Source organism: Chitinophaga sp. (assembly GCF_039596155.1).
In the GTDB taxonomy this organism is placed as follows: domain Bacteria; phylum Bacteroidota; class Bacteroidia; order Chitinophagales; family Chitinophagaceae; genus Chitinophaga.
Window position 1 is genome coordinate 35,086 of record NZ_JBCNKF010000028.1, and the last position, 25,395, is coordinate 60,480.

General features: G+C 46.8%; 13 protein-coding genes. 3 read left to right on the top strand and 10 right to left on the bottom strand.

All coding sequences use genetic code 11. The features are described 5' to 3' along the window. Positions 1-23: 23 nt before the first annotated feature. A complete protein-coding gene (locus ABDW33_RS23515; RefSeq protein WP_343692548.1) occupies positions 24-1,484 on the bottom strand; it encodes a M48 family metalloprotease in 1,461 nt (486 codons plus the stop codon). A gap of 168 nt (positions 1,485-1,652) precedes the next feature. After that, positions 1,653-2,558 (bottom strand): NAD(P)/FAD-dependent oxidoreductase, encoded by a 906-nt coding sequence (locus ABDW33_RS23520; protein ID WP_343692549.1) that lies wholly within the window; start codon positions 2,556-2,558, stop codon positions 1,653-1,655. A 107-nt stretch (positions 2,559-2,665) separates the two neighbouring features. Between ABDW33_RS23520 and ABDW33_RS23525 the strand changes: the two genes are divergently transcribed. The 3 genes from ABDW33_RS23525 to ABDW33_RS23535 all read left to right on the top strand — a co-directional run bounded on the left by ABDW33_RS23525 (position 2,666) and on the right by ABDW33_RS23535 (position 9,350). Next, positions 2,666-3,001: a helix-turn-helix domain-containing protein gene (locus ABDW33_RS23525; protein ID WP_343692550.1), complete on the top strand. Its 336-nt coding sequence runs from the start codon at positions 2,666-2,668 to the stop codon at positions 2,999-3,001. A gap of 42 nt (positions 3,002-3,043) precedes the next feature. Further along, on the top strand, positions 3,044-4,057 hold the full coding sequence (locus tag ABDW33_RS23530) for a polysaccharide deacetylase family protein (RefSeq protein WP_343692551.1): 1,014 nt from the start codon (positions 3,044-3,046) through the stop codon (positions 4,055-4,057). Between the two features lie 574 nt (positions 4,058-4,631). Continuing rightward, entirely contained in the window at positions 4,632-9,350 is a 4,719-nt protein-coding gene (locus ABDW33_RS23535; protein WP_343692552.1) for a PKD domain-containing protein, read from the top strand. An 87-nt stretch (positions 9,351-9,437) separates the two neighbouring features. Here the strand turns inward: ABDW33_RS23535 and ABDW33_RS23540 are convergent, their stop codons facing one another. The 8 genes from ABDW33_RS23540 to ABDW33_RS23575 form a co-directional block, all read right to left on the bottom strand. Continuing rightward, positions 9,438-10,226: a prolyl oligopeptidase family serine peptidase gene (locus ABDW33_RS23540; RefSeq protein WP_343692553.1), complete on the bottom strand. Its 789-nt coding sequence runs from the start codon at positions 10,224-10,226 to the stop codon at positions 9,438-9,440. Between the two features lie 34 nt (positions 10,227-10,260). Beyond that, the gene (locus ABDW33_RS23545; protein ID WP_343692554.1) at positions 10,261-10,971 is read right to left on the bottom strand and encodes a TolC family protein; all 711 of its coding nucleotides are present in this window, start codon (positions 10,969-10,971) and stop codon (positions 10,261-10,263) included. Beyond that, positions 10,968-12,458: an O-antigen ligase family protein gene (locus ABDW33_RS23550; protein ID WP_343692555.1), complete on the bottom strand. Its 1,491-nt coding sequence runs from the start codon at positions 12,456-12,458 to the stop codon at positions 10,968-10,970. The genes ABDW33_RS23545 and ABDW33_RS23550 overlap by 4 nt, the downstream gene beginning before the upstream one ends. A gap of 103 nt (positions 12,459-12,561) precedes the next feature. After that, complete coding sequence (locus ABDW33_RS23555; protein ID WP_343692556.1) at positions 12,562-13,767, bottom strand: glycosyltransferase; 1,206 nt, start codon at positions 13,765-13,767, stop codon at positions 12,562-12,564. Beyond that, entirely contained in the window at positions 13,752-15,101 is a 1,350-nt protein-coding gene (locus ABDW33_RS23560; protein ID WP_343692557.1) for a flippase, read from the bottom strand. Before ABDW33_RS23560 ends, ABDW33_RS23555 begins: the two co-directional genes overlap by 16 nt. Positions 15,102-15,104: 3 nt before the next feature. Then, positions 15,105-16,178 carry an acyltransferase gene (locus ABDW33_RS23565; RefSeq protein ID WP_343692558.1) on the bottom strand — a complete coding sequence of 358 codons (1,074 nt, stop codon included), beginning with the start codon at positions 16,176-16,178 and terminating at the stop codon, positions 15,105-15,107. After that, positions 16,178-18,367, bottom strand: a complete 2,190-nt coding sequence (locus ABDW33_RS23570) for a Wzz/FepE/Etk N-terminal domain-containing protein (protein ID WP_343692559.1) — start codon at positions 18,365-18,367, stop codon at positions 16,178-16,180. Before ABDW33_RS23570 ends, ABDW33_RS23565 begins: the two co-directional genes overlap by 1 nt. A gap of 114 nt (positions 18,368-18,481) precedes the next feature. Next, positions 18,482-25,222 (bottom strand): fibronectin type III domain-containing protein, encoded by a 6,741-nt coding sequence (locus ABDW33_RS23575; RefSeq protein ID WP_343692560.1) that lies wholly within the window; start codon positions 25,220-25,222, stop codon positions 18,482-18,484. Between the last annotated feature and the right edge of the window lie 173 nt (positions 25,223-25,395).

The following is a 25,395-nucleotide window of genomic DNA, read 5'->3' on the forward strand; positions in this document are numbered from 1 at the left end:
AATGTTGTAGTATGGGATAATTGTTAAGGCTTGTCAAATTTATGTGCGAATTCAGCGTATAAACTATTTTCATTGCCCCTGATGAAAGTATTGCCTATATTGGTTTTGCTGGTTTGTGAAATGTCAGCGTCTGTAGTAAGTGATTTCATTAACCGGTGAAATGCAGCTTCGTCCTTTTTGCTGTTGCTGGCTGTATGGGCGGTGAGGAAGCTATTGCTTAATTCTTCCAGCTTTTCCCGGGGTATCTGTTCAAACATAGTCTGTAATTCGTAATAGTCCCTGGAGATAAACTCTTTGGGCGTAACACCGACAGCATTGAACCTGCTAAGGTCCCTGTCTGCGTAATACAGTCCTGAGATGACATTGGCTACCATAAAGTCGTACCATGGATCTGTGGTTCCATTGTCTTTCTCAAGCATAATCGAATACATACAAGCCGTGAGGTTCATGTTCATGTACATGTTCCATAACTGCATTTTCATGGCTTTTGACCTGATTGCAGCCGGTATCGGTGTGTAGTTGGCAGCAGCGTCCCGTGCTGCTAAATTCTTATTATAGCGCTCTACGCATTCCGGATGGGTCTTTAATGAATCCTGGATATGTGATGTGGTATCTTTAAAATTGTAAACTTTGGTCGATAATCCTTTGGAACGTTTTTGTGTCCATGCATTATCTATGGTAATGTTATAGGCCGCAAAGTAAGTTGCCAGAGGCTGTTTTAACGGCTGTTTGTATTGAAGGTCTGCACTATCCAGCCGCAGGAAGAAAGTAGGATCAAAGTGGATGCCGCTCTTTTTCAGCAGGATGATGGCCAGCGAATCAGCATCACTTTCATGGTAGCGCTGGTGACGGCTTCTGCTGAAGGAATAGCCTTCAAAGATCTTTTTAAGCCGGGTGAGTCTTTCGTATTTTGAGTCCAGTACAGCGTTCATGGAGGTTTTGTACGCGTCGGAAGTGATCCATTCGGCCCGTTGTTTCATGGCGTTTTCAGCATGAAGCAGGATGTTGTGCGAGAGCTCATGGGCAATGGTCAGTGCAAGATCTTCGCGTGAACGGCTAAAGGTAAGCAGGCCCAGGTTGATCGCCAGGGTATTGCCGCCTATAGCATACGCGTTGACAGATGAACTTCTGTCGATCAGCACGAGGGGCTTTGCAGGTATCAGCTGCTTATTGGCCTGCACGATCTGGTTGATCAGGCTATCCAGATATTTGTATACATCCTGTTCATAGAGATAATCGTCATCTTTAATCGCTTTGGTTAAGAAGTCAGTACGGTCGTCCCAATATTCTTTGTACTGTTTTTGTGTGGCTTTTTCCTTGTAAATGGCAGGGCAGATCCATGCCTTCTTGATTGAATCGACCTGTTTTTGGTAAAAAATGTGGGAAAGATCCTGATAATGGTAGAGTTCAGCTGTCTGGGCGAAGCCCTGGTGGCAACAGCATAGTACCAACATGACCGTTAGTAAATGGGTATAGCGTGACATAGTAGGGATATATCCTGCTAAGTTATAACATATTAGAGAATGTTTTCATCATAAATTTACCAAAGGGGTTTTCGGCCGGAGGCATACCGGGAATGGTGCGGCCCCTGCACTTCGCGCAAAGGCCTGCCCGGCGGGAGAATTTTGTCAGCTGATGCATCCCTCACGTTACTACTCGTTTTCAAATTGTTCCCAGATCATTTCCCTGTTTACAAAGGCGGCAGCAGCCAGTCCTGCTGCAACAGCATTCGCCACCCCGCGCAGCATACTACAATTATCGCCGGCTGCATATATGCCTTCCACGGTTGTCTTTCCAAACTCGGTGACTTTAATATGCCCGGATGTAGTGAACTCACATCCCAGTTGTGCCGCGATGTCACTATGTTGTATAAACGGCACGCGGGCGTAAACGGCTTTTAGCGGTACTTTGGTATCATCAGCCAGTTCCACGGCACTGAGATAACCCTGATCATGAATTATGGCTTTCAGGGGTGTTTCAATGACCCGGATGTGTCTGCGGGTTAACTGTTCCATCATTTCACCGGTGAGCGTAGAGGGCCCGTTGGTAAACAAAGTCAGATCCTTTGTCCAGTGTTGTATCAGCTTGACAGTTTCAAAGCCACCATCGCCATTACCCAGAATACCTGTAGGCTGGTTAGCCACCTCATAACCATGGCAATAGGGGCAGTGGATCACAGAAATACCCCAGCATTCCGCAACACCGGGAATATCAGGTAACAGGTCTTTGATTCCTGTCGTAATCATGAGTTTCTTTGCGGTGAATGTATCACCGGCTTCGGTAGTGATAGCAAATCCGCTGGCTGTCTTTTCACCATGTACGGCTTTGCCATGTAGCAATTGTACGGTATTATAAGTGCTGAGTTGTTCCAGTGCCACTTTTGTAATCGCTGCAGGCGTCTCTCCATCTCTGGTCAGAAAGTTATGTGAATGCGGGGTTTGCGCATTACAGGGCTTGCCGCTGTCAATGATCAACACGTTTCTGAGGGCGCGGCCGAGTGTCATACCTGCTTGTAACCCGGCGTAGCTGCCGCCGACAATGATGACTTCAAATTCCATATTTATCATTTTGAACAAAAGTAAATAGGTTAACTTTACGATGTTATAAAGCTACCCTCTATGGAAGTGATTTTCCCGGGGGCTGATGTAAAATTAAAACTTAGTATATGGTTTGTCCCGGTGAAAAGATATATGATTGCAAACGCCAGCTGCTGGCGATCCAGGATACGCTGGATATCATTGGTGGAAAGTGGAAGGTGACGATCCTTGGGTGCCTGGCGATGGGAGGGAAGCGGTTTATGGACCTGCAGCGGGAGCTGGCGGGCATAGGACCGAAGATGTTATCGAAGGAATTGCATGAACTTGAAGTGAACGGCCTGATCGGAAAAGGGGAAGATGGGAAGTATATGATGACGGCTTACAGCGAATCGCTCAAGCCGGTGATCCAGGTATTGGCGGAGTGGGGAACGCAGCATAGAGTAAGGATTATGTCTATGCAGTAGTAGCAGAAATTATTCATACCTTTAAAGAGATTTTCAAATTATATGAGCCTGGTAAAAAACGCATTTTACAGTGCTGCGCAACTGTTACCCCTTGCCGTATTGAAGCAAAGACGTCCCGGTAGTTTATTGCTCCCCTATCATCACCTGGTAAGCGATGCACCTGTTCCGCACATTAAAAATCTCTATCCCTGGAAAGGCACCAGCGATTTTGAGAAAGATCTCGATTACCTGCTCAGGCGTTTCAAACCAGTCACTTTACAGGAAATTATTCAATCGCTGAGAACAGGAGAGACCTTGCCAACCGGTTCATTCCTCCTGACTTTTGATGACGGTCTGCGCGAAGTAAAAGAGATCATCACCCCGATGCTCCTCCGCAAAGGAGTACCGGCAGCCTTCTTCCTGAACAGCGCATTTCTCGATAATAAGAACCTCTTTTATAAATTCAAACTGAGCCTGATCATCGAGCACCTGCAAACTACACATCATTCAAAAGCAACGCTTGATACACTGTATACTCATCTGCAGACAGATGAATCAGGTGTCGTGTCAGCTATTAAGAAGATCACTTACACCACAAGAGGCCAGGCCGATGAAATAGCCGGGATCTTAGGTATTTCATTCGCAGAATATCTGGCAGATGTAAAACCGTTCTTAACACTCGATGAAGTAGGCACACTTCTGCAACAAGGCTTTGCTATTGGTGGACATAGCATTGATCATCCCTATTATAACCAGCTCACATTAGATGAGCAGCTCTTCCAGACCAGGCAATCAGTTGACTTCCTCGTACAGCAGTTCCAACTTCCTTACAGGGCATTTGCATTTCCGCACACCGATGCAGGCGTCAGTAAAATTTTCTTTAACACACTACTCGAAGGCCCGGATCCGATCGATGTGATCTTTGGCACAGGCAATCATAAGAAAGATTTCAGTCCCAAAATATTACACAGGTTCAATTGCGAAAGACCTAACGTACCTATCAATGCCGCAGTAAAAGGAATCCTGTTACTGAACAAAATACAGGAGGTGACGAAGAAAGATCAGATTATACGGTAGTAATTTTTATCTCATTAACCCAAAGATAGCAGCAACCCGGTTCAGTCGTAATTACTCTTTTCACATACACAATACCTTTGTTCCTGACAGGTCATAACGATACTGCCTGTACAAAGTTTCTATTGCCATATAAGAAAATTTTATCTCTATACAAATTTGTAATGTATCCCTTAAATTGAATACTGAAAAAAGTAAAAAAGTGAAAACAAAAAATAGAAAATCTGTGTTTATAATTTCACGTATAGTCATACAGTCAGATTTAAAATTTCACTGATCATATCCTGAGTTTTTAGCTATTAAAATCATCCCTATGAGTAAGCTAAATTGGAACAATCGTCACCACGGAATTAAATTCAAAAAAATAAGGTGGAAAATAGAGCTGTATGTTGTTTTTCATCAGTAACTTACGTATATTTAATTATTATAGATTATATAATACTTTATATTTGTTTTTTTTATTAAAAAACAAATATGTATCCTATTTTTGCCCGGGACGATTGAGACACATCAGATCGACTCTAAGTATTAATAAAAACGTCGGCTATTGTAAAACGCTACTAAATTTTAACCAAACGTGAAGAACCTACCACCTATTGTCAGGCTACTAATATGTGCCTGTCTGTCATTAAGTGCATTACTGTATCCCTATGTAATGAAAGCCCAGGGAGACCAGACTGCCATCACCGTAAAACTGGGTCCCAGCCAAACCACAGGCGCCTGGTTACATTTACCGGATGATTACAACAGTACATCAACCAGTTATCCTTTGCTCATTTTTCTGCATGGTGTAGGAGAGGGAGGAACTGATGTTAATGCTGTACTCGCGCATGGTGTACCGAAGATGATTGCTAACGGTGCAAAGATGCAGTACACGGTGAACGGAAAGCTGTTTAAATTTATCGTGGTATGCCCGCAAATCCCCAATGGATGGGCCAGCGAAACCATGGTGCAGAATGTACTGAATGATATCAAATCAAGGTACCGAATTGATGCATCCCGTATTTATCTGACCGGGCTCAGTGCCGGCGGTTATGGTGTATTAAATTACATCGCCTCCGGAACGACCTATTCAGATAACCTGGCTGCTATCGTACCCGTATCTTCAGCTGCTATCGATGCCAACAAATTCGCAGGACTTTGTAATGTAGCCAGCAGCAAACTCGCCGTATGGATGCTTTGTGGCACTGCTGACAGCTTCATTGGCAACCAGCGTAACTATATTGCCGATATGAAGGGTTGCAGTCCTTCTATCACACCTATTGCTACTGAATACAATGGTGGCACCCACAGCGACGACGTATGGGACAAAGCTTACGATCCCAATCACACCTATCAGAATCCTAACATTTACGAATGGATGTTGCAGTACAGCCGCAACTCATCTTCTACCATATCTGCTCCGGTAGCCGCCGTAGCGTCTTCTAACCTGACCATCACCTTACCTTCAAATACCGCTACGCTCGATGGGTCTACTTCTACAGGTACAATCACTACCTATGCATGGACACAATCCTCAGGCCCTTCTACTGCGACCCTGAGCAGCACCAGCACCGCTAAGATCACAGCGGGCAACCTGGTAGCGGGTACATACGTTTTTAAACTCACCGTATCCAACTCTGCAGGCAGTAGCTCACAGACAGTGACCGTTGTTGTGAATGCCGCTACGGTAGCCGCTCCTGTGGCTGCAGTTACGACTTCCAGCCAGAGCATTACATTGCCTGCCAATACCGCGACATTAGATGGTTCCGCTTCTACAGGTACCATTACCAGTTATACATGGGCACAAACATCTGGTCCTTCCACTGCTTCTCTCTCCAGCACGAGTACCGCCAGGATCAGCGCCAGCAATCTCGTAGCTGGTAATTACGTATTTACACTGACGGTAAAGAATTCGTCCGGCAGCAGCAGCAAAACCGCGTCTGTGACTGTCAACGCTGCTACCGGTGGCAAAACCGCCTGTGCTGGTTGTAAGTTCCTTATCACGCCCGGCGCCGATGGTGGTGCTTATATTAATGGTACAAACCTGGGTGCGAAACCCGGCGATACCGTATGTATCCAGTCCGGCAACTACGCCTATATTCAGTTCTTCAACATCACGGGTACCGCTGCCAAACCAATTGTCTTCATCAATTGTGGCGGGCAGGTTAAGATCGGTAACGGCGGCAGCTATGGCTTCGTATTCAATAATGCTAAATACTTTAAAGTAACCGGTACCGGTAGCGCTGATCTCTATGGTTTCAGTGTGGATGGCGTCAGCAAAAAACTGAATGTGGGGTTGGGTATCAGTAAGGGTTGTACCGATTATGAAGCGGATCACTTTGAGATCACTAATTCTGAAGTAGGGGTAATGGCTAAAGTAAATCCTGACTGTGACGTCAATAATACTTATCCGACCTTCTCCATCAGAAATGTAAAATTGCATGACATGTACATCCACGATGTAACCGGCGAAGGCATGTACATCGGGAACACTGCTCCGAACGGGGAAACAGTTACCTGCAACGGCGTATCTACAACTGTATTGCCGCCGCGCATTTACAACCTGAAAATCTACAACGTCATCACTGCCAACACCGGATGGGATGGTATCCAGGTTGCTTCTGCTCCTGAGAACGTGGAGATCTATAATAATAAAGTATCTAATTACGGCGTACAGAACAAAGGCAGCCAGCAGGCAGGTATTATCCTTGGTGGTGAGTCTAACGGGAAAGTATACAACAATACGATCATCAAAGGTACCGGTAACGGGATCGAAGTATTCGGTACAGGGCTTAGTTATGTGTACAACAACATCCTCAGTGACTGCGGAATAGACGGCACCAGCATTGGCCAGGATGCCATCTTCATTGATGATCGTCCTACCAAACAAAACTACAAACCATTGCAGGTGTATGTGATGAACAACACCATTGTCAATTCCGGCAGAGATGCCATTCGTATGCAGAATACAAATGGTACCGACGGTACAGGCAATATATTTGCGAACAACCTGGCGGTGAAACCCGGTTCCCTGGCTTCCAGAGGCACACTTGCCTATCTTACTATACAATCCGGTATTTCTTATACAGCGTCGAACAGCCTGAATTATGCCGATGTGAATACGGTGAAGTTTGTAGACGCCGCCAATAAGAACTTCCACCTGGCTGCAGGTTCCCCTGCGATCGACCAGGGTAAAGATCTGAGTGCTTATTTTAAAACTGATATAGATGGTAACGCCCGTCCACAGGGTAGCGCATTCGACGTAGGTGCCGATGAATATGCATCCGGTACCGCCGCCAATGTTGCGCCTACCGCCAATGCAGGCGTTGACCAGGCAATTACTTTACCCGTTACAACTGTTACACTCAATGGTACCGGATCTACTGATAGTGACGGTACCATTAAATCGTACAAATGGGTACAGACCTCAGGTCCTGTGACGGTGACTTTCAGCAGTGCTACAGTCGTTTCTCCGGTTTTAACTCAACTGACCGCTGCGGGCACCTATGTTTTTACACTGACTGTAACTGACAATGCTGGTGCTACTGCCAGCGACCAGGTGACCATTACTGTAAATGCAGCGAATGTTGCACCTACTGCCAATGCAGGCGCTGACCAGACGATCACATTGCCTGCCACCACTGTGACCCTCAACGGTACAGGTTCAAAAGACAGTGACGGTACTATTAAATCGTATAAATGGTCACAGACCTCCGGTCCGGTGACAGGTACTATCAGCAACCCGGCTATCGCATCTCCCGTTATCACGAACCTGACTGCTGCCGGTACGTATGTATTCACGCTGACTGTAACGGATGATGATGGTGCAACGGCTACCGATAATGTGACCATCACCGTTAAAGCAGCCGTTTCCACCAATGTAGCACCTACCGCCAACGCCGGCGCCGATCAAAGCATCCAGCTGCCTGCATCCACGGCTACCTTAAATGGTACTGGCTCAAAAGACAGCGATGGTACGATCAAATCTTATAAATGGGCACAGACCTCCGGTCCGGTTACGACCACCATTAGTAACGCTACGATTGCGTCTCCGGTGATTACAAACCTGACTACTGCCGGCTCCTATGTATTCACGCTGACCGTGACCGATGATGGCGGTGCAACGGCTACCGATCAGGTGACGATCACCGTAACCGCTGCGGCCAACAAAGCACCTACTGCTAATGCAGGTGCAGACCAGACCATTACACTACCTACAGCTACTGTTACTTTGAACGGTACCGGGACGGACAGCGATGGTACAATCAGTGCATACAAATGGGTGCAGACCTCAGGTCCGGTTACAGCAACACTGAGCAGCGCAACCATTGCCGCTCCGGTTGTAACCAAACTGACCACCGCAGGCAGTTACGTATTCACCCTGACAGTGACAGACAATAATGGCGCCACCGCGACTGACCAGGTCACCATCACCGTAAAATCAGCTGTTACCTCAACACCTCCTGCCAATAAACCGCCGGTAGCAGTGGCGGGTGCTGATATCACCATCACCATGCCGAGGAATACCACCACCGTAGATGGTGCAGGCTCTTACGACAGCGATGGTTCTATTGCATCTTACAAATGGACGCAGGTCTCCGGCCCAAGCACCGCTTCACTGCCATCTGCTGCTGCTGCAAAAACAGATATCAACCAGCTCTCTTATGTGGGTACCTATGTATTCAGACTGACAGTGACAGACAATAATGGCGCCACCGCGACTGATGATATCAATATTATTGTAAAAGCTGCCGCAGGTACTTTAATTGCCAATGCCGGCCCGGATCAAACGATCACACTGCCGACAGTCAATACTGTAACATTGACAGGCGCAGGCTCTATCACTAATAATTATATTTCAACTTATAAATGGGAACTGGTAAGTGGACCTGTTGACGGGACAACGATTCTGAATACGGCTGCACAAAACCCGGTAGTTACATTCTCCCAGCCGGGTACTTATGTTTTCCGTCTCACGGTTACGGATACATATGGCACTACCGCCACCGATGAAGTAACGGTGGTTGTCAATGGCAAGTCTGCAACTGTAGATGACAGCGAAGTCACTATACAGGTGTATCCTAATCCTGCCGCAACGTCTCTCAATCTCAAATTGGTAGTCAAAGACGCGGCCAATCTGGTGGTAAGAATATTTAACAGCAGTGGTTATATCAGGGGCACTTATTACATGGGTAACACGAATACGGTGACGAAGACCTTCGACGTAAGCGGTTTGTCCAGCGGGCTGTATATTCTTGAAATTACGGATGGTAAGTCCATGAAATTAACCAGTAAGTTTATGAAGGTGAATTAAAATAGCAGGGAGGTTGTTTCAAAGTAATTTTTGAAACAACCTCTTTTTATAATAATCGTTTTATCCGCACCAGCGATGAATGTGCTATTACTTTTTGTATTGTAACATCCACTCATAGATACTCATACCATATTGCTTATTCTTCGTATCATACAACGCTTTCCAGGTATGATGTGCAAACCCGTCCAATATAGTTAGCTTCGCCAGGTTCGGCTTATATGAATTAGTACTATCCTTGTATCGCTCGCACTCTTCCAGGAAATGGGGCTCATCTGTACCCGCCATATACCAGGTTGGAATATTCGCATCCGCTACCAGTTTAAAGCGTTTCATATTCGCTTCGTCGATGGTCGCTACCGACATGGGTACTGCGGCAGTAATGCGATTAGACAGTGCTGCATTGTCCGTCATGGCCATTACGGTTGCCCAGCCACCTGCGCTGTAACCCGTGAGGTATATCCTGCCACGATCTACACGGTAATGCTTTTCGATATCATCCAGCAGGCGTTTTATTTCCACCGGTTTCAACCCCCAGCTGGGAGCCTGGGGCGCTACAACAATAAATTTATATAGTTTACCATCAACGGGATTCACTGCTTCTATTTTCTCACCATTATTGATCCAATAGGGAATACCTTCCAGGTATAACTTCGACAGATCGTGCCCGGATTTGCTCTTGCCATGCAGGAAAACAATCAGCGGGTATTCTTTTTTTGACTTACTATAATCATCCGGCAGTTGCAGGAGCGCGCCTATCTTATTCCATGGGTTCACCGGAATAAGAATACTGTCCATATGATGTTGAGCATAGGTGTTCACTGCTTGCATGCACATTACGAACAATAGTGCAACAATTGTAGTGGTACTTTTTACCATGACAAATAATTAAAATGAATAAATGGGACCCGGCTTACTGGGCAATCACAGTCTCCAGCTTCACACCGATCAGTTCTTCGATTTCCAGCTTTACATTTGCCAGGTCTCTTTCCAGGTTCAGCTTCTTGGTCCTGTCATTGTTATACAACTGCGAAGCAGAAGTATAGGAATCGTAAGAAATGCTACCCGCAGCCAGTTTGCTCTCCGCCTGTGTAAAGGCAGCAAAATCGTCCTCGGTGATCTCCATCTGCATCGCCAGCAATTGTTTATTCATCAGGTAATCGTGGTATTTAGACAATACCATCGCCTTGATCTGTCTTTTAGCAGATTCTTCCTGTGCAGATGCGATGTTTACGTTCGCACGTGCCACTTTCACATCGGAACCTTTGCCCACCAGGGAACCCAACGGAACATTGATACCTACGTTCCAGAGCGGATAATATACCTGCGCACGATAGTCGCCGGAGTTTTTAAAGCGACCGGTTGTTACATCATTGATATTTGCACTCACTGTTACATAATTCAGCCAGTTACCCTTTGCCTTGTTCAGTTCATATCCGGCCCTTTGTTTTTCGTACACTCTGACTTTCAGGTCAGGGTTTTCGTAAGCGAGTTGTACCAGTTTCTCCTGGATGTCTTCAGCAGATACATCTTTTGAAGGTGCAGACGGTAAAGTTTTGTTTTGTGCGCTCACGGTGAGGGTGGTAGCGAGGAATACTAAAATAAGACTGATGTGCTGTTTCATGTTGTTATAGTTTTTACTTGGTCTGAATTTTTATGAGAAGGTGTTTCGAAATCTTTCATTTTTACGATGATGGCCATGGCGCTGTAAAAGAAGAACGCGCCCGGTATCTGCCCGATGGCCACCTGTGCATAGTGCGCTACTATGTAAGCATAGAGTCCTGTCACGATGGCCACATACAGCGCCTTGACTTCCCGGTCCCGCGCTCGGTAATAACCTTTCACGCCTACCAGGAGCGTTACAAAGAATAGCGTCATGGTGATTATTAGCCCGATCCAGCCAGTTTCGAGTGCTGTACGGAGGTAACCACTATCCGGCGGAAAACCGGCCAAAGGATGGCCCGGATTGTACTGAATACCCAATACCCCTGATGTAGCGACACCGCCGCCGATGGGATGCCGCCAGATGTAAGGCTGGATATTATGCCTGTTGGCATCCCGCACATTCATGGATTCATCGTCTTTCAGGTGGAAGGAGGTACGTATACGGTTCACGGTGTTATTGCCGGAGAATGGCCCGAACATGAGCACTATGATGAACATGAGGAAGCCGGCCATGAAGAGCAGCGTCCTTCGGTTCGTGATCGTCATGAGTATATAGATGGCTAATCCGGCCGGTATCATGAAGTAAGCAGTACGTGTACCTGAAAAGGCCATGCCCAGTGCCATAATGATGATCCCTGCGATCAGCTGGTTACGCTGTTTCGGCTTTTGTGTCGTCATCGCCAGTACAATGGCAAAGACAATGCTGCACGCCATCAGGATACCATAAGCTGTAGGGTCGGAGAGGAATGAGAACTTCCTGATATCGCCGCCCTGGAAATAGAGCCGGTAACGTACCGGATCACTCACCACCCAGTGCTCTTCGAAGCCCAGTAACCCAAACCACTGCTGAAAGCAACCATAAGCGCCACTCAGCACCGAAAGGAAGAGCCAGAGCTTGAGATAATCCTTTACGTCTTTGACACTGTTGAATGTAAACAGGCCGATAAAATAGATCATCACAAAGTTCACAAACTTACGCACCGTAAAGATCCAGCCCGATACCGAATACATAGATGGATTGAACAGTTCAATGAGCAGGAATCCCAGGTACATGATGTACATGTAAGAAACAGGGTTCTTCATATACTGCCAGATGCGCTGTTTGTGAATGGACTTTCTGTAGTAAGCACCGATGAAGGTGACCGCTGTCAGCACATCCACCGCCACACCCATGGGAATGGCATCGTCAGACATGCGCTTGATGTAAAACATAAAGAACCCTACTATTGTCGTGATCACAAACCCCAGGCGGGTATCGAACAGACAAATAAAGGTCATTGCACCACCTATCAATCCCGCTGCGATGATCAGGCCTATGCGGTAATCATAATAGCCCACCAGCAAACTGATGCCGATCGCTACCAGCACCACAGCCGCAAAGGCCAGGGGAGTGTCCAGTACACCGGACCCTCTCAAAGGTGCTGCTCTTGTGATTGACTGTCGCATATTTAGAAGAATAAAACTTTTAATGCCAGTATGATCAATGTGAAGGCGATGAACATCGTCACAGTGATCTCGAGTAAACGATCGTCTGAAAACCTGTTATCTTTCATGCTTCCACATTTTGAGTTTGTTCCAGATATGCCCCCATTAACTGTATACACTGTTCCCAGGTATGCGATAATGCAAAGGCTTTTCTTGCTTCCTGCCGGGGACTATCATCACCTTCCTGCAGGGCTTTGTCAATTTGAGCGATATACTCCGCAGGCTGACTGCACAGATACACGTAAGGAGCAAACATCCGCATCGCCATGGTATCTGTTGCCACTACCGGTTTACCCAGTGCCAGGTACTCATCTATCTTACGGGGATAGTTGCCAATTGTCATCCCGTTCAATACCTGCGGGTTGATGCATACATCAAAACTGCTGATCCATGCCGGCAACTCCGTTGCAGGACGGTTACCCGTGAAATACACATTCTTTAACTGATGCAGCGAACTGTTACGAAATGCTTCATCTTCGGGGCCTACCAATACCAGTGTCCAGTCAGGGCGCGCTGTTGCAATCATTTCCAGCAGGGAGAGGTCCAGTCTTGAAGTGATCAGTGCACCGACATATCCAATCACCGGACTTTTGAATTGCTGTACAGCTGGCAGCTCATTTTTTAACCAGCTGAAATCACAACCCTGCCCGATATCAAAGGATGCTTTGTTATACCTGGCGCCATACGCTGCGAGGTAAGCAGAATTAGCTGCTACCATGGTTGCTTTCTGCATCAGCTGTGGCTCCAGTCTTACACCATGCTTTTTAAAGTAAGGCTGACTGGTCAGGTTATCCCTGATATAATAAATAGTTTCCTGTACACCATCCAGCAACTCGGGCAGGTACTGCGCACGGAAAAAATCATTGTCAATGAACAACATTGCATCGTTGAATCCCAGCCGTTTTGCAGCCTGGTTGATTTCGCGGGCGAGTCTTTTATTATTGATAAAGTTGATCCTGTCAAATACCCCCGGCATAGGAATCCAGTTGATAGACTCCAGTACGGTACGCGGGTCCAGTGTCCAGATAGCAGCGCTTACCGGTGTCAGGTCGTTCGTGTCGCCACGCAGACTTGCTTTTCTGGCCAGCACCTTCTCGTCGGTAGAAGAACGGATGGCAGAAATCCTGTCCAATGCACGGTTTACATAAAGTACCCGGTTGTGCAGTGACAACTCATATGCCATATTCTTACAGTTACTTCCAATGCGGATGTCCCATGGCTGTAAGCCTACTATGATGATATCCCTGTTCCTGATCATCTGGTTTTCCATTTAAGTAAATAACGTTGCTGTACCACAGAGAGTGCTTCGGGATAGAATTGCAGCATATATTTTACCACATTGAATAAACTTGTGTTGAGCTTACGATGCAGGATGGTCTGGGTAATAATAAAGCAGATACCATATGAGGTCATCGTACCGTAAGCAGCTCCCATCAATCCCATCTGACGGGTATAGAACATACAGATGAATACATTACAGATAGCCGTTACAGTGATTACATAGAAATTCAGTTTGGGCAGGCCGATTGAATCCATAATAGTGCCAAACTGCTTGATGAATGGCAGGAATAATCCATAAAATATTGTCACCTGCAGAATAGGTACTGCTTCCATATATCCCTGCCCTGCAATGATACCAATCACCAGCCGGGGCAGCAATACAATTAACAGGCTGGCAGGTACTGCGATGGCGAGGATGGTACCAACCGCTCTTTCATAGTAGTATTTCACCATGCTGAGATTACCATCTTCCATCATCTTCGCAGTCTTGGGAAAAAGTATATCTCCCAATACCTGGCTGGGTACATCCACAAGATTGGATATACGCAGGCATACATTGTAAAGTGCCACGGAAGGCGTACCCAAGAAGGAAGATATGATGAAGGAATCGGTATTACGGAACAATGATGAACTCACATTCGTGCCAAATACCCACCTGCCAAATGTCCAGAGTCTGCTGAACCATGCTTTGTGATACCTGATCTTACGCGTCATGAAGTTCCTGGCAAAGTAGCCGGATACAATAGTACCACATACCAGTCCCGCATCGAAATACAGGATCAGGTGTGTGAGAGAGATATGATGAGTAAACAGCAGGTGCGCCACGATCAGTAAGAAACTTGTTCCCTGGCGGCTGAGATACCCCCAGAAGATACCCCTGAAATCAGCATTCGCATTCTGTACCCATTCAAAATGAGAGAATGGAATTAACAGCAATAACCCCGGCAGGAATAAGTACATCACCATCGCTAAAGGCGGTGCCTGTAATACTTTGCTTACCGGAATGATGAACGCCGCGATCAGTATGCCGATCAGACAGGTGATCACAATATTGAGGTACAGCGCAGCGGACTGTATATGGGGGTGTTCTTCCGCAGCGTGACCATTGATGTATTTGATCACAGCGTTCTTAATCAGGCTTTGTCTGACGATCTCGATAATACCGGTATATACGAGGAAGAGATTCCATACACCCATGTCCGACTTGGTCAGTGAGCGGGTTAATACCAGCACACTGCCGATCCCGAACAGGAGTACGGCGATTTTCTGTAATCCGCTGTAAATGCCGGATTTCAGCCAGTAGGTGTATTTTGGTTCGCTCATTTTTTAGCTTAATTTAAGTTCCATGGGCTTCTCCAGACTATACAGCCACCATGCACCTGCGCGCATAGCTGCCTTGTATAACAGGATGGGAATAACGACGGCAAAACATAAACAGATTACTAACAACACTGGCAGGTAGGTGACGTGAAACACCTTTACCAGGCACATACGCACAGCCGATGCTACCAACACATGTGAAACGTAAATGTATAATGAATGGAACCCTGCTACCCGTAGTAGTTTTACACTGCCATAACGTTGTAACAGGAATGATATATTGATCATAAATGCACAACCCACCAGGGCAATCAGCGCGAATAACAGCGGCTGATGTTCTTCCACAAACAGGTTGTACTGGTGGTTCAGGTTCGCGACCAGAAAGTAATACTGGCCCGCTGCAAAGAAGGGGAGGAGAACGGCAAATAATCCCCAGCTGCTATACAGCGGATATTTACTGCTATCCAGTATCCTGTCGGCAATGAGCTCACCAATAGCAAAAAAGATATAGAAATGACAGATGTCATAAATAAAACCGAGGTCAATGTGATGCACGGAAACATAACTACTGTACATATAAGCGATGAATCCTATTGCCAGCTGGTGCCAGATCTTTAACCGCAGTTTTTCCTTTGTCAGGATATACAGCACAGTTACATTGAACAGCGCATAGAGGTACCAGAACTGATCAATGCGACGGGGGAACAAAAATATGTACCCGTAATCGGCTATACCTCTGTTTGCATTTACCAATCCACTCAGGCAGATCTGTATTGTGATCTGCAGGGCAGACCATAACAGGTAAGGATACAACAGGATGTTGAATTTATTGATGATCAGGTTCTTCATTCCCCGCTTTGCCAGGCTCTTACCGATGAATACACCAGAGAGGATAAAAAACAGGGGCATACGAAAACTGTAGAAAATGATATTCGCATTTTCCAGCCAGCTAAAACGGGCAGCCTCCACCCCTGAGCGGCTGATGCCCTCAAAGATGTGACGGTATAGTACCAGTATGATAGCTATGCCACGCGCGTAATCAATCCACGCCAGCCTGTTGACGGCTTTCGTTGTGCTCATTATAAATCGATATTTTCTGGTTCAACAAAGTTTAATACCGCACCACTGAACTTACCATTCAGGCTTTGCAGGAATGAAATCGTCTCCCTGTCTGTCTGGTTGACACCGGATCTGGCAGAAACAACAGTGATAATGGTATCAGCATATTGCATCAGCTCTTTACTATCTGCCCGTTCATTCAGTGCGGCACCTTCCATCAGGATGTAATCAAATTCATTCGTCAGCGTACGCAGGTACTCCAGCAGGTTGCCCGGCTTCAGGATTTCTGCCGGTGTATATTCACCACCCTCGCAACCGATGATAAACACGTTTGGCATACTGGTAGGGGAGATGAGTTCATGCAGCTGTATCACACTGAATTCATTCCCTGCATTGAAGCTTTCCAGTACTGGTTTTGCTTCAAACTCCTGAGTCAGGGTATTGTGCGGGAACTGTGTATCGATGATCAACACTTTCTTATGACTCAGGCTCAGGCTATATGCCAGCGCCTTCAGGATAGTAGATTTACCTTCACCCTGTTTTGCACTGGTCAGCAGGAAGATCTTTTTGCCACTGTGTTCCATTTCAAAGCGCAGCTTACGCAGCAATTCTCGGAAGGCAGCGGTATCATGCTGTTTCATGGATGGATCGGTAAAGATTTCTTCCAGCGGTGTCTTCTTCAGGTTGATCCTGTTCACAACACCGAGTAGCTTCAGTTCCAGGATTCTCAGGAACTGCGTAGGTGTTTTGATACTTACATCAATGTATTCCAGGAAGATGATGAGAATACAGCAGAACACGGCGACTGCCATACCAGCCATGGCTATAATGATCAGGCGTTTGGATGGCTCTGGCTCTACAGCAGGCTGACCGTACAGGATCTGGTGGAAGTTGTCCATTGGCGCGATCTTATTGTTCACCGCTGCATCGTAACGGGATTTGATGCTTTCATATTCCTGTTGTGCGAGTTCCACTTCTTTCTGCAGGGCCAGGTTGTTTGCGCCCCTTGAAGCAGCGGCACCCATACTGCTGTTCAGTTGTCTGATCTTCTGCTCGTATGCGGCAATGTTCTGTTGAGCAGATCTTATCTGCAGGTCCAGGTCACTTTTCTTTTGTTGGAGATCAGCCTTGGTGGTACCCGGGTTCGCGGTTGTAGGAGCCGCAGAAGCCATGGCCATCAGTTTGGCGGAATAGTCATTCCTGGCTTTCTTGTATTTGTTATACAGCTCGGGATCATTCCCACCCCTGTTCTGGTATTCAGCAGAGGCATCGTTCATTTTTTCACGCAGGGTAGCCAGTTCAGAATTAGAGCTATTGGTAGCTGCGGCATTCTGGGTGCTGGTGCTTTCCATTTCTGAGAGGCGCTGGGTAATCTGCTGACTAGCGAGTTGTGCGCTGGTCAGGATTGCCTTTTCATCTGCCAGCCTGCTTTCAAAGTTGGCGATCTGTTCGAGGGTACTGGAGCTTTCAACATTGGCATCCAGTGTACCCATGGTCTTGATATTACCAATTTTGGCATCCAGTTCTTCCCGTTTCTGGTCCACCAGTTTCTTCAGGGTTTCAATATTCTGAACGGTCTGCTGGTTACGGGAAGTCTCATAGTTACGCAGGAACTCTGTCACTACCTGGTTCACGATATAGGCAGACAACTCGGGATTAATAGAGCGGTACTGGATATCGATAAAGTCGGTACGTTGAACACGACCTACGTACAGCACATAGCGCAGTGTTTCCAGGTCGTATCTGTATATATTCAGCAGCTCCAGTATTTTCCTTTCTTCAGGATCATAGGAGCTGAGTAATTGTTCTTCGTTGTATTTCCGGGTGAGGATCTCGATTGCTTTTTGTCTGTTCAGTTTGCGGTAGACAGCGGTTTTACGGTCCTCTTCACTGGGCACCCTGAAGGGTTTATCGGGGTTTTCCAGGTCATGCAGCATCAGGTTGTACCCGGTCATACCCAGTACACGTGGAGACTTGATGGCCTCGACTGCATTGTTAAATTTCACATCAATTTCATACACGTTGAAACTTTCATCTTTGAGTTTAACCTGGTCACTCATGGTGAAACCAGTGGCAAGTTGGGCAACGGACTTATAGAGTTTTTCCTGGTTGAGGGTTAACAAAAAAGCCGCCAGCACAGCTACGAACGTGCTGATGATGATTAACCATTTTCTCCTCAGTAGTGATTTGAATAAATAAATCAAATCCATATCGGCGTATTCTTTAAAGTGTAAAAAAATCTAATCTAAAATGACCGAAAAAATCCGGTTATACACCGGACTTTTTCGGTAACAAATAAGTAATCAATCAAAGAATGGTGGTTATCAATTCTTAATCAACTTCACAGTCTTCACTACATTTTCTCCTTCAATCACCCGCAGGATACAAGGACCGGCAGGGATCTGAGAGGTACTGAGGTCGACATTGATCCGTTGACCGCCGGCATCCAGTTTACCCAGCGATCTGGAGTAAAGGATCTTACCGGTAATATCTGATACTACGATGCTCACATTGCTGCTTGTTTTGCCGGTATTCGTCATATCCAGGGTTACGCTGGTTGCGAACGGATTCGGATAAACATTTGTCAGGGCAACTTTGCTTGCAGCATCGGGGTTTGTCAATTCGCCAGTCAGGAAGTTACTCTTCTTAGCCATGATCAGGGATGGGTCCAGATCGCTGGTCGAAGGAGTGTACTGCTGGATCACCAGGGCGCCGATGTAGCCATAGATGGAGTTACCACCTGCTTTTACATTGATATACGCCTCACCGTTTGCATCAGGAACGATGTCGTTGATCTGAACGGTATTGCTGGTATTGTAAGAAGCGTTCAGTGATACGGTAGTGGTACCAACGGTGTAGTTGGTAGTTCTGTCACCGTCACCATCGCGGCTTGCAAAGAACACGAAGTTGTAGCGTTTAGCCAGGTTCAGACCGGAGATCTTCAGCTGACCGTTCACATTGACATCTACCCAGTAGGTACTGCTGATAACATTGTCAGGATAGATACCTGAGTTGTTGCCTGTGTTCATACCATAAGGGTTGTCACCAGTGAAGGCCTGGGTGATGGTCATGGTCAGACCGGTATTATTGCCGCTTTCATCTTTCAGGTTCGGGAACGTAGCACCTAATGCAGGACCGGAGTTGGTGTTGTTCCATGGAGAACCGGCAGGGGTGTATACGTTACAGTTGATGTACACTGCGTTGATGAAAGTAGAAGCGCTGGCTACGTTTGTAAAGTCAGACTTGGCTGTATCCTTGAGCGCGCGGATCTTATAGTAGTAGCGGGTATCTGTTGCCAGGCCTGCATCTGCATAAGAATTTACGTTGTTCGCTACAGTTGTCAGCAGTGTGAAGTTACTGTTGTCGGTAGAGCGGTATACCTGGAAGCCGGTCTCGTTGGTAGAGTTATCCTGCCATTTCACATTGATACTGGTCTTGGAAGAAGCAGTAGCAGTGGCATTGGTTGGATTCAGCGGCGTACCATTGTCGATGTAGTATTGCAGTACCACACTGTTGATGTAACCGTAAGTAGCGCCGGTTGATTGTTTCACGGTGAACTGGATAGCGCCTGTGCTGTCAGCAGCGATACCGTTGATCTGAACGGTGTTGGAGCTATTGTTCGCAGCGTTCAGTGTGACGGTGTTGCTACCTACTGTATAGTCTGTATTCTTATTGTCATTACCGGTACGGCTACCTAAGAAGATCAGGTTGTAGCGGTAAGCAGCAGACAAGCCGGTGATCTTGATTCTTCTTGGAGTAGACTCGCTGGTGAAGTAAGTCGTAGACAGTACGTTATCAGGATATACACCGCTATTGTTGCCGGTAGAAGCACCGCTTGCATTGGTGCCGGAGAAGGCATCGAGGAGAGAGATCCTGATGCTGGTGGCGGCACCTGATTCGTCTACTACGGTGTTGATAGCAGCTGTATTGCTTGGATAAGAATTAAAGTTGTTCCATGGAGCATCAGCAGGCAACGTCTGGTTGAAGTTGAAGTATACTGATGTCAGGTTCTTATCTCTGATGTAGATCACGAACGTTCTGCTTGTGCTACTACCGTTGTTGTCAGTGGCAGTGACAGTCACTGTATACTTGCCAACGTTGCCGGCTGCAGGGGTGATGCTGATATTACCAGTACCGTCACCGTTGTCTGTCAGCTTCGCAAAAGACGGCAGGTTGGTGGTTTTCAGTGTCAGTACATCACCGATGTCGTCCACAGCGCGGAGGTTAACGGTAGCAGTTTCGTTGTTTTTGATGGTCACACCTGCAATGCTGTCCAGTTTAGGTGCATTGTTGCCGGTGGTGATGCTTACTGTATCGGAGAAGGCAGAGTTACCATTTGCATTGATCGCTCTGATCGCGTAGAAGTAAGTGTTGTTTGCCCTGGCGGAAGTATCGGTGTAGCTTACGGCATTAGCTGCGGCAGTTGGGTTGAGCAGGCTGTAAGTACCTGTTCTTGTGCCACTGCGCCAGATTTCGTATGCAGTTTCGTTGAAGGCGACGTCTTTCCAGGTCAGGCCCACACCATTTGATCCGCTGGTCACAGCGATGTTGGTAGGTTTAGCTGGTGCGTTACCATCGTCGTAAGATACTTTTACCACCATCGCATTCAGGTAAGCATATACGGAGCCAGTACCGTTCTGCAGGTCGATGCTGATTTCGTTGTTTGCATCGGGTGCTACGTTATTGATAGAAACGGTGTTCTTGGTATTGGAAGCTGCCTGCAATGATACGGTGGTAGTACCTATGGTATAATTGGTCAGACGGTTATCCGTTACATCAGCACGTGAACCAAAGAATGTGAAGCTATACTTGCTGGTGCTGTTCAGGCCGTACAGTTTCAGGGTTTGCTTGGTGGTATTTGTCCAGTAAGCAGTTCTCATAACGTTGTCAGGGTATACACCGGAGTTGTTGCCGGTATTACCACCATAGTAGTTAGAGCCGTTACCAAGGGCGCCCCAGTTACTTACGATCTTGATACCGATGGTAGTAGCGACGCTGTTTTGATCTTTCAGGTTCGGGAACAGGTCGTTTTGAACCGGCGCTTTGTTGGTACTGTTCCATGGAGAAGCCGGAGGATAAGATCCATCGGAGAAGTTCACATAGAGCGTGCGGCTCGGATCCACGTCAGTAACAGTGATCACAAAGGTCTTGGTATCGATACCACCTTTACCATCATTCGCATTGACAGTTACATTATAAGTACCTGCATCGATGTAGGTAGGCGCGAGGCTGATAGAGGCGTTGTTACCGTTCTTAACCAGGGTAGCGAAAGTAGGTAAGCCGCTGGCAGTCCAGGTGATGGAGTCAGTTGCATTGCCGTCGGTTGCTGTCAGGCTGATAGAAGATGTAGTCGCTTCAGCCAGTGTGACATTGCTGACAGTACCAATTACCGGTGTGTAGTTGTCATTTACAGTCAGGGTGAATGAAGTGCTCGCCATACCGCTGTGCTGATCGGTAGCAGTAACGGTAATGTTGGCATAGGTTCCCTGATCTGTAGTGGCAGGGTTGAATGTCAGCGTGGCGGTGCCGTTCCCTGTGTTGGCAAAAGTACCAAAGGAAGGTACGTTCGCTGCAGAGAATGTCACAGGTTCGCCATCTGCGTCGGTAGCGGTAATGTTCAGTACGAGCTGGGTGCCATACCTCACTGAACGGTTCACCAGCTGAGAGATGACAGGAGGTGTGTTGAGTGTGTAGATGCCGGCGCTGTTAGTGAACAGGGTGTTACCACCTTCATTTTTCGCACGTACTTTATAGAAGTATTTCACATTGGCAAACAGTGCAGAGTCGTTGTACACGGCAGTTGCAGAGCTGTTCGGACCAACAGAGGTAAACAGTTTGAAATTGGTGCTGTCATTTACAGAGCGGTAAATATCAAACCCGGTTTCAGTAGTGGAGTTGTCATTCCAGTTTAACTGAATCTTGTTTGGACTTACGGCAGTCAATGTCAGGCCGGTCGGAGCTGCAGGCAGCGCTGGTTTAGCCAGGGTGGTTGCTCTCATGTTCTTGTAGATGAAAGCACTATCAGGCATCAGGCGCTTGGAGATACCAGGTCCTGCATAGCTGGCAGATAATGTCTGGCTACCCGTTGCTTCGAAATAAGTAACAGTGATAGGATATCTGCCAGCAGTAAGGGTTTTGGTACCGGAACGTTCGGTAGTACCCTGCAGGAAATTATTGTTCACTATCAGATTGCTCTCGCTAAAGCCTCCGATATATAGTTTACTGCCATCGTCTGAAGCAGTATAGAATGTATAAGTACCGGTAGTCGGGATATTAATATAACCGTCGAACTTGAGGGCGAAGTAATCTTCACGGTCTCTTACATCGAGGGTGATATTATTCGTAGTACCGGAAATAAACGGTGTCAGTGAATTGAAATCAGGTAAAGCGCTGTATGAACCCGGGTACTCAGCCCAGAACAGACCGCCACTTTCTTTCGGATTGAAGCCGGAGTCACCATACTTATTGATGGCTTTTACGCGGTAGTAATAAGTAGTGGAAGCTACCAGGTTGCTATCGGTATAGGAGGTTGCGCCCGCACCAATAGTTGCAATAGTCGTATAAGGACCTGCCTGTGCAGTAGCACGGTAGATTTCAAATCCGGTTTCGTTGTTGCTGCTGTCTGCCCATGTCAGTTTGATCTTGTTATAAGCAGTAGCAGTAGCCAGCAGGTTACCAGGATATTTAGGTACAGCACCACTGGTCACTGTTTTTTTGAAGTAGTCAGCAGTGATTTTTGTAGCAGTAGTGATTCCATTAGCGGTATTCTTCCAGGAGAGGGTGAATGCCTGTCCACCTGCGATCTCGTTGTAGGCAGCAGCAATTTTGTGCATACCTGCGGTGAGGTAGATGGTACCTTCTCTGTCCTGTGTACCGTGTGCACCGTCGTTGTTCACGAGTGGTGTAACCGAAGCATCGTACTTGCTGTCGATCCAGAGCTTACTACCATCGTCAGAGTTGATGATGAAGGTATAGTTGCCGGATACAGGAATACGGATTTCACCTTCCCACACAAAACCGAAATAGTCTGCATCGGGAGCTATACTGATATCAGGAACAGCAGAGTAGCCGGTAGCATCAGGTGTCAATGTATTGAAATCGGGCAGTGTATTCCAGTTGCCGGTGTAGTAGCGCCATGCAAGGCCGTTTGCCACGGCATACACAGCTACCTGGTTGCTGCGTGCGGAAGAGTTGCCTGCAACATCTCTTGCTTTTACGACGAAGTTGTACAGTGAGTCACTCTTCAGACCATAGGCAGTGAAGGTGCTCACATCGTTATTTACCGTGTAGGACTTGATACCATTTACGTAGATGTCGTATTTGTATACACCTACATCATCAGTAGAGGGAGTCCATGACAGAGAAGCCTGGCTGGAAGTGCTACCTGTTACGGTCAGGTTGCCCGGAGCGGTAGGAGGCGTATTGTCCACCTGCGTCTGGGTAACAGCCTCATTACTGTTGGCTGCCGCGCTGCTGTCATTAACAGCACGTACGATGTAGTAATATTTGGTGTTGGGGTTGAGCAGGCTGTCGGTATAAGTAGCCGCATTGGCAGCGGTCAATTTCACCAGTGTATAAGGGCCGCCGGAAGTGGAGGCACGATAGATCTCATAACCGGTTTCATTGTAGGTGGCATTAGGATTGTCAGTCCAGTCGAGGGTGATAGCTGTTTTTGAAATAGCCGTCGCCGTGAGACCGGAAGCAGGTGCCGGTGCTTTGGTACCGCTGGCAGGCACTACAGAGAACGGTGCAGACCATTCGCTGGAACAACCGTACAGTTCAGTCACCTTAGCGCGATACTGGCCCGCTGCGCTCGCATTGTAGGTCTGCGTAGTAGCCAGTGTAGTAGTATCTGTTAACTTAGCCCAGCGGTAAGATGTATAACCATTAGGCAATGTAAGTGTTACAAATGTATTGCCATCCGGAGCAGGGATTACCTTACTCATCAGGCCGGAAATAGTGATAGGAGGGGTTTGAGTGGCTGCTTTCTGTTTAACCACAACGGGTGTAGCAGAATAATCAGACCATACATCTCCTCTTTTGATTCTTGCGTCGTAGGTACCAAATTCGGTCACTACCAGTTCGTTTGAATTCGCACCTGGAATGGTAATACCATCCTTGCGCCATTCGTAGCCGTCAAAACCGGCTGTTAATCCCAAAGTACAATTAACGGCTTCACCTGGGCAAAACTCGTTATGCCCGGCTTTTGGCCAGGGGTTTGTTTTATTCTGCCTGTTAATCCAGGGCCAGAAATCAGTTTCATTCCATGCGTTATCCCAAATACCATGACCCCCATTAGGGTAAATAGTTTCTTTCCAGTTGCCGCCTGCGAGAGAATCGGCGGTCATTACCTGGGCTGTAGTGTTAGGGTGAGGATTGTTGTCCAGACCACCCTGGAAGATCCAAAGAGGAATGTACTTAAATGTGTTGACCTGGTCTTTGTAAGCAATCTGACAACCGCTGATAGGCAGGAAACCAGCTATCAGTGTAGGATAAGCGAACATAAACTCCCAGGTAGAAGAGCCACCAGCAGAGAGACCATCAACAAAAATCCTGTTCACATCGAGCTTATTGCTGGCGATGAGAGTATCCAGGATCTGCTTAACAAAAGCATAGTGAGAAGCACCGAAATATCCGGTGGTGTTTTGGGGAACAAGAATAAAACCATCGAAATTACCATTGTCGACAGCAGCACAGAATTTGCCACCACCGTGGTAGAGGGAGTATTCATTGTCATAAATGCCTCCACCTTCACCTTTACCATGGAAGAAAATAAAGATGGGGTACTTCTTACCATCTGCTACACCTTGCTGATAGCTTTTGGGAAACTTCAGCCGAAATGGCATTCCGTTCAGGTAGTAACACTTGTAAGAGTCTTTGTTCGTGAAATTGACATCGCTTCGTAAAGTACGCACCCACTTCCCAATTGTACCCCATGCAGGGGCAGTGGGGGGATTATTGGGGTCGTAATTCACAACGGCGTCGCCTGAATTGAATATCTGTGCCATGGCCATATGACCAAAGCCCATGATAAAAAACAGACAGATTGCGTAAAATTTCCTCATATGGATAAGTGTTTCAGTTGTAAACCGATTAATTAACTTACCCAGCAAGTTTTGGCAAAACTGCGATTTTTTTAGTTCACATGTATCTTAACAACGTATTCGGCCAACTCAATGCTGAGCGGCTTTAAATAGGAAAACGGCTAAAAGTATTATCGTGAGGTTTTAAATGAGGA

What these genes read in the sequence shown, in the direction of transcription:
- ABDW33_RS23515 (WP_343692548.1), bottom strand. Translation starts at nt 1,484, where the DNA reads ATGTCACGCTATACCCATTTACTAACGGTCATGTTGGTACTATGCTGT.
- ABDW33_RS23520 (WP_343692549.1), bottom strand. Translation starts at nt 2,558, where the DNA reads ATGGAATTTGAAGTCATCATTGTCGGCGGCAGCTACGCCGGGTTACAA.
- ABDW33_RS23525 (WP_343692550.1), top strand. Translation starts at nt 2,666, where the DNA reads ATGGTTTGTCCCGGTGAAAAGATATATGATTGCAAACGCCAGCTGCTG.
- ABDW33_RS23530 (WP_343692551.1), top strand. Translation starts at nt 3,044, where the DNA reads ATGAGCCTGGTAAAAAACGCATTTTACAGTGCTGCGCAACTGTTACCC.
- ABDW33_RS23540 (WP_343692553.1), bottom strand. Translation starts at nt 10,226, where the DNA reads ATGGTAAAAAGTACCACTACAATTGTTGCACTATTGTTCGTAATGTGC.
- ABDW33_RS23545 (WP_343692554.1), bottom strand. Translation starts at nt 10,971, where the DNA reads ATGAAACAGCACATCAGTCTTATTTTAGTATTCCTCGCTACCACCCTC.
- ABDW33_RS23550 (WP_343692555.1), bottom strand. Translation starts at nt 12,458, where the DNA reads ATGCGACAGTCAATCACAAGAGCAGCACCTTTGAGAGGGTCCGGTGTA.
- ABDW33_RS23555 (WP_343692556.1), bottom strand. Translation starts at nt 13,767, where the DNA reads ATGGAAAACCAGATGATCAGGAACAGGGATATCATCATAGTAGGCTTA.
- ABDW33_RS23560 (WP_343692557.1), bottom strand. Translation starts at nt 15,101, where the DNA reads ATGAGCGAACCAAAATACACCTACTGGCTGAAATCCGGCATTTACAGC.
- ABDW33_RS23565 (WP_343692558.1), bottom strand. Translation starts at nt 16,178, where the DNA reads ATGAGCACAACGAAAGCCGTCAACAGGCTGGCGTGGATTGATTACGCG.
- ABDW33_RS23570 (WP_343692559.1), bottom strand. Translation starts at nt 18,367, where the DNA reads ATGGATTTGATTTATTTATTCAAATCACTACTGAGGAGAAAATGGTTA.
- ABDW33_RS23575 (WP_343692560.1), bottom strand. Translation starts at nt 25,222, where the DNA reads ATGAGGAAATTTTACGCAATCTGTCTGTTTTTTATCATGGGCTTTGGT.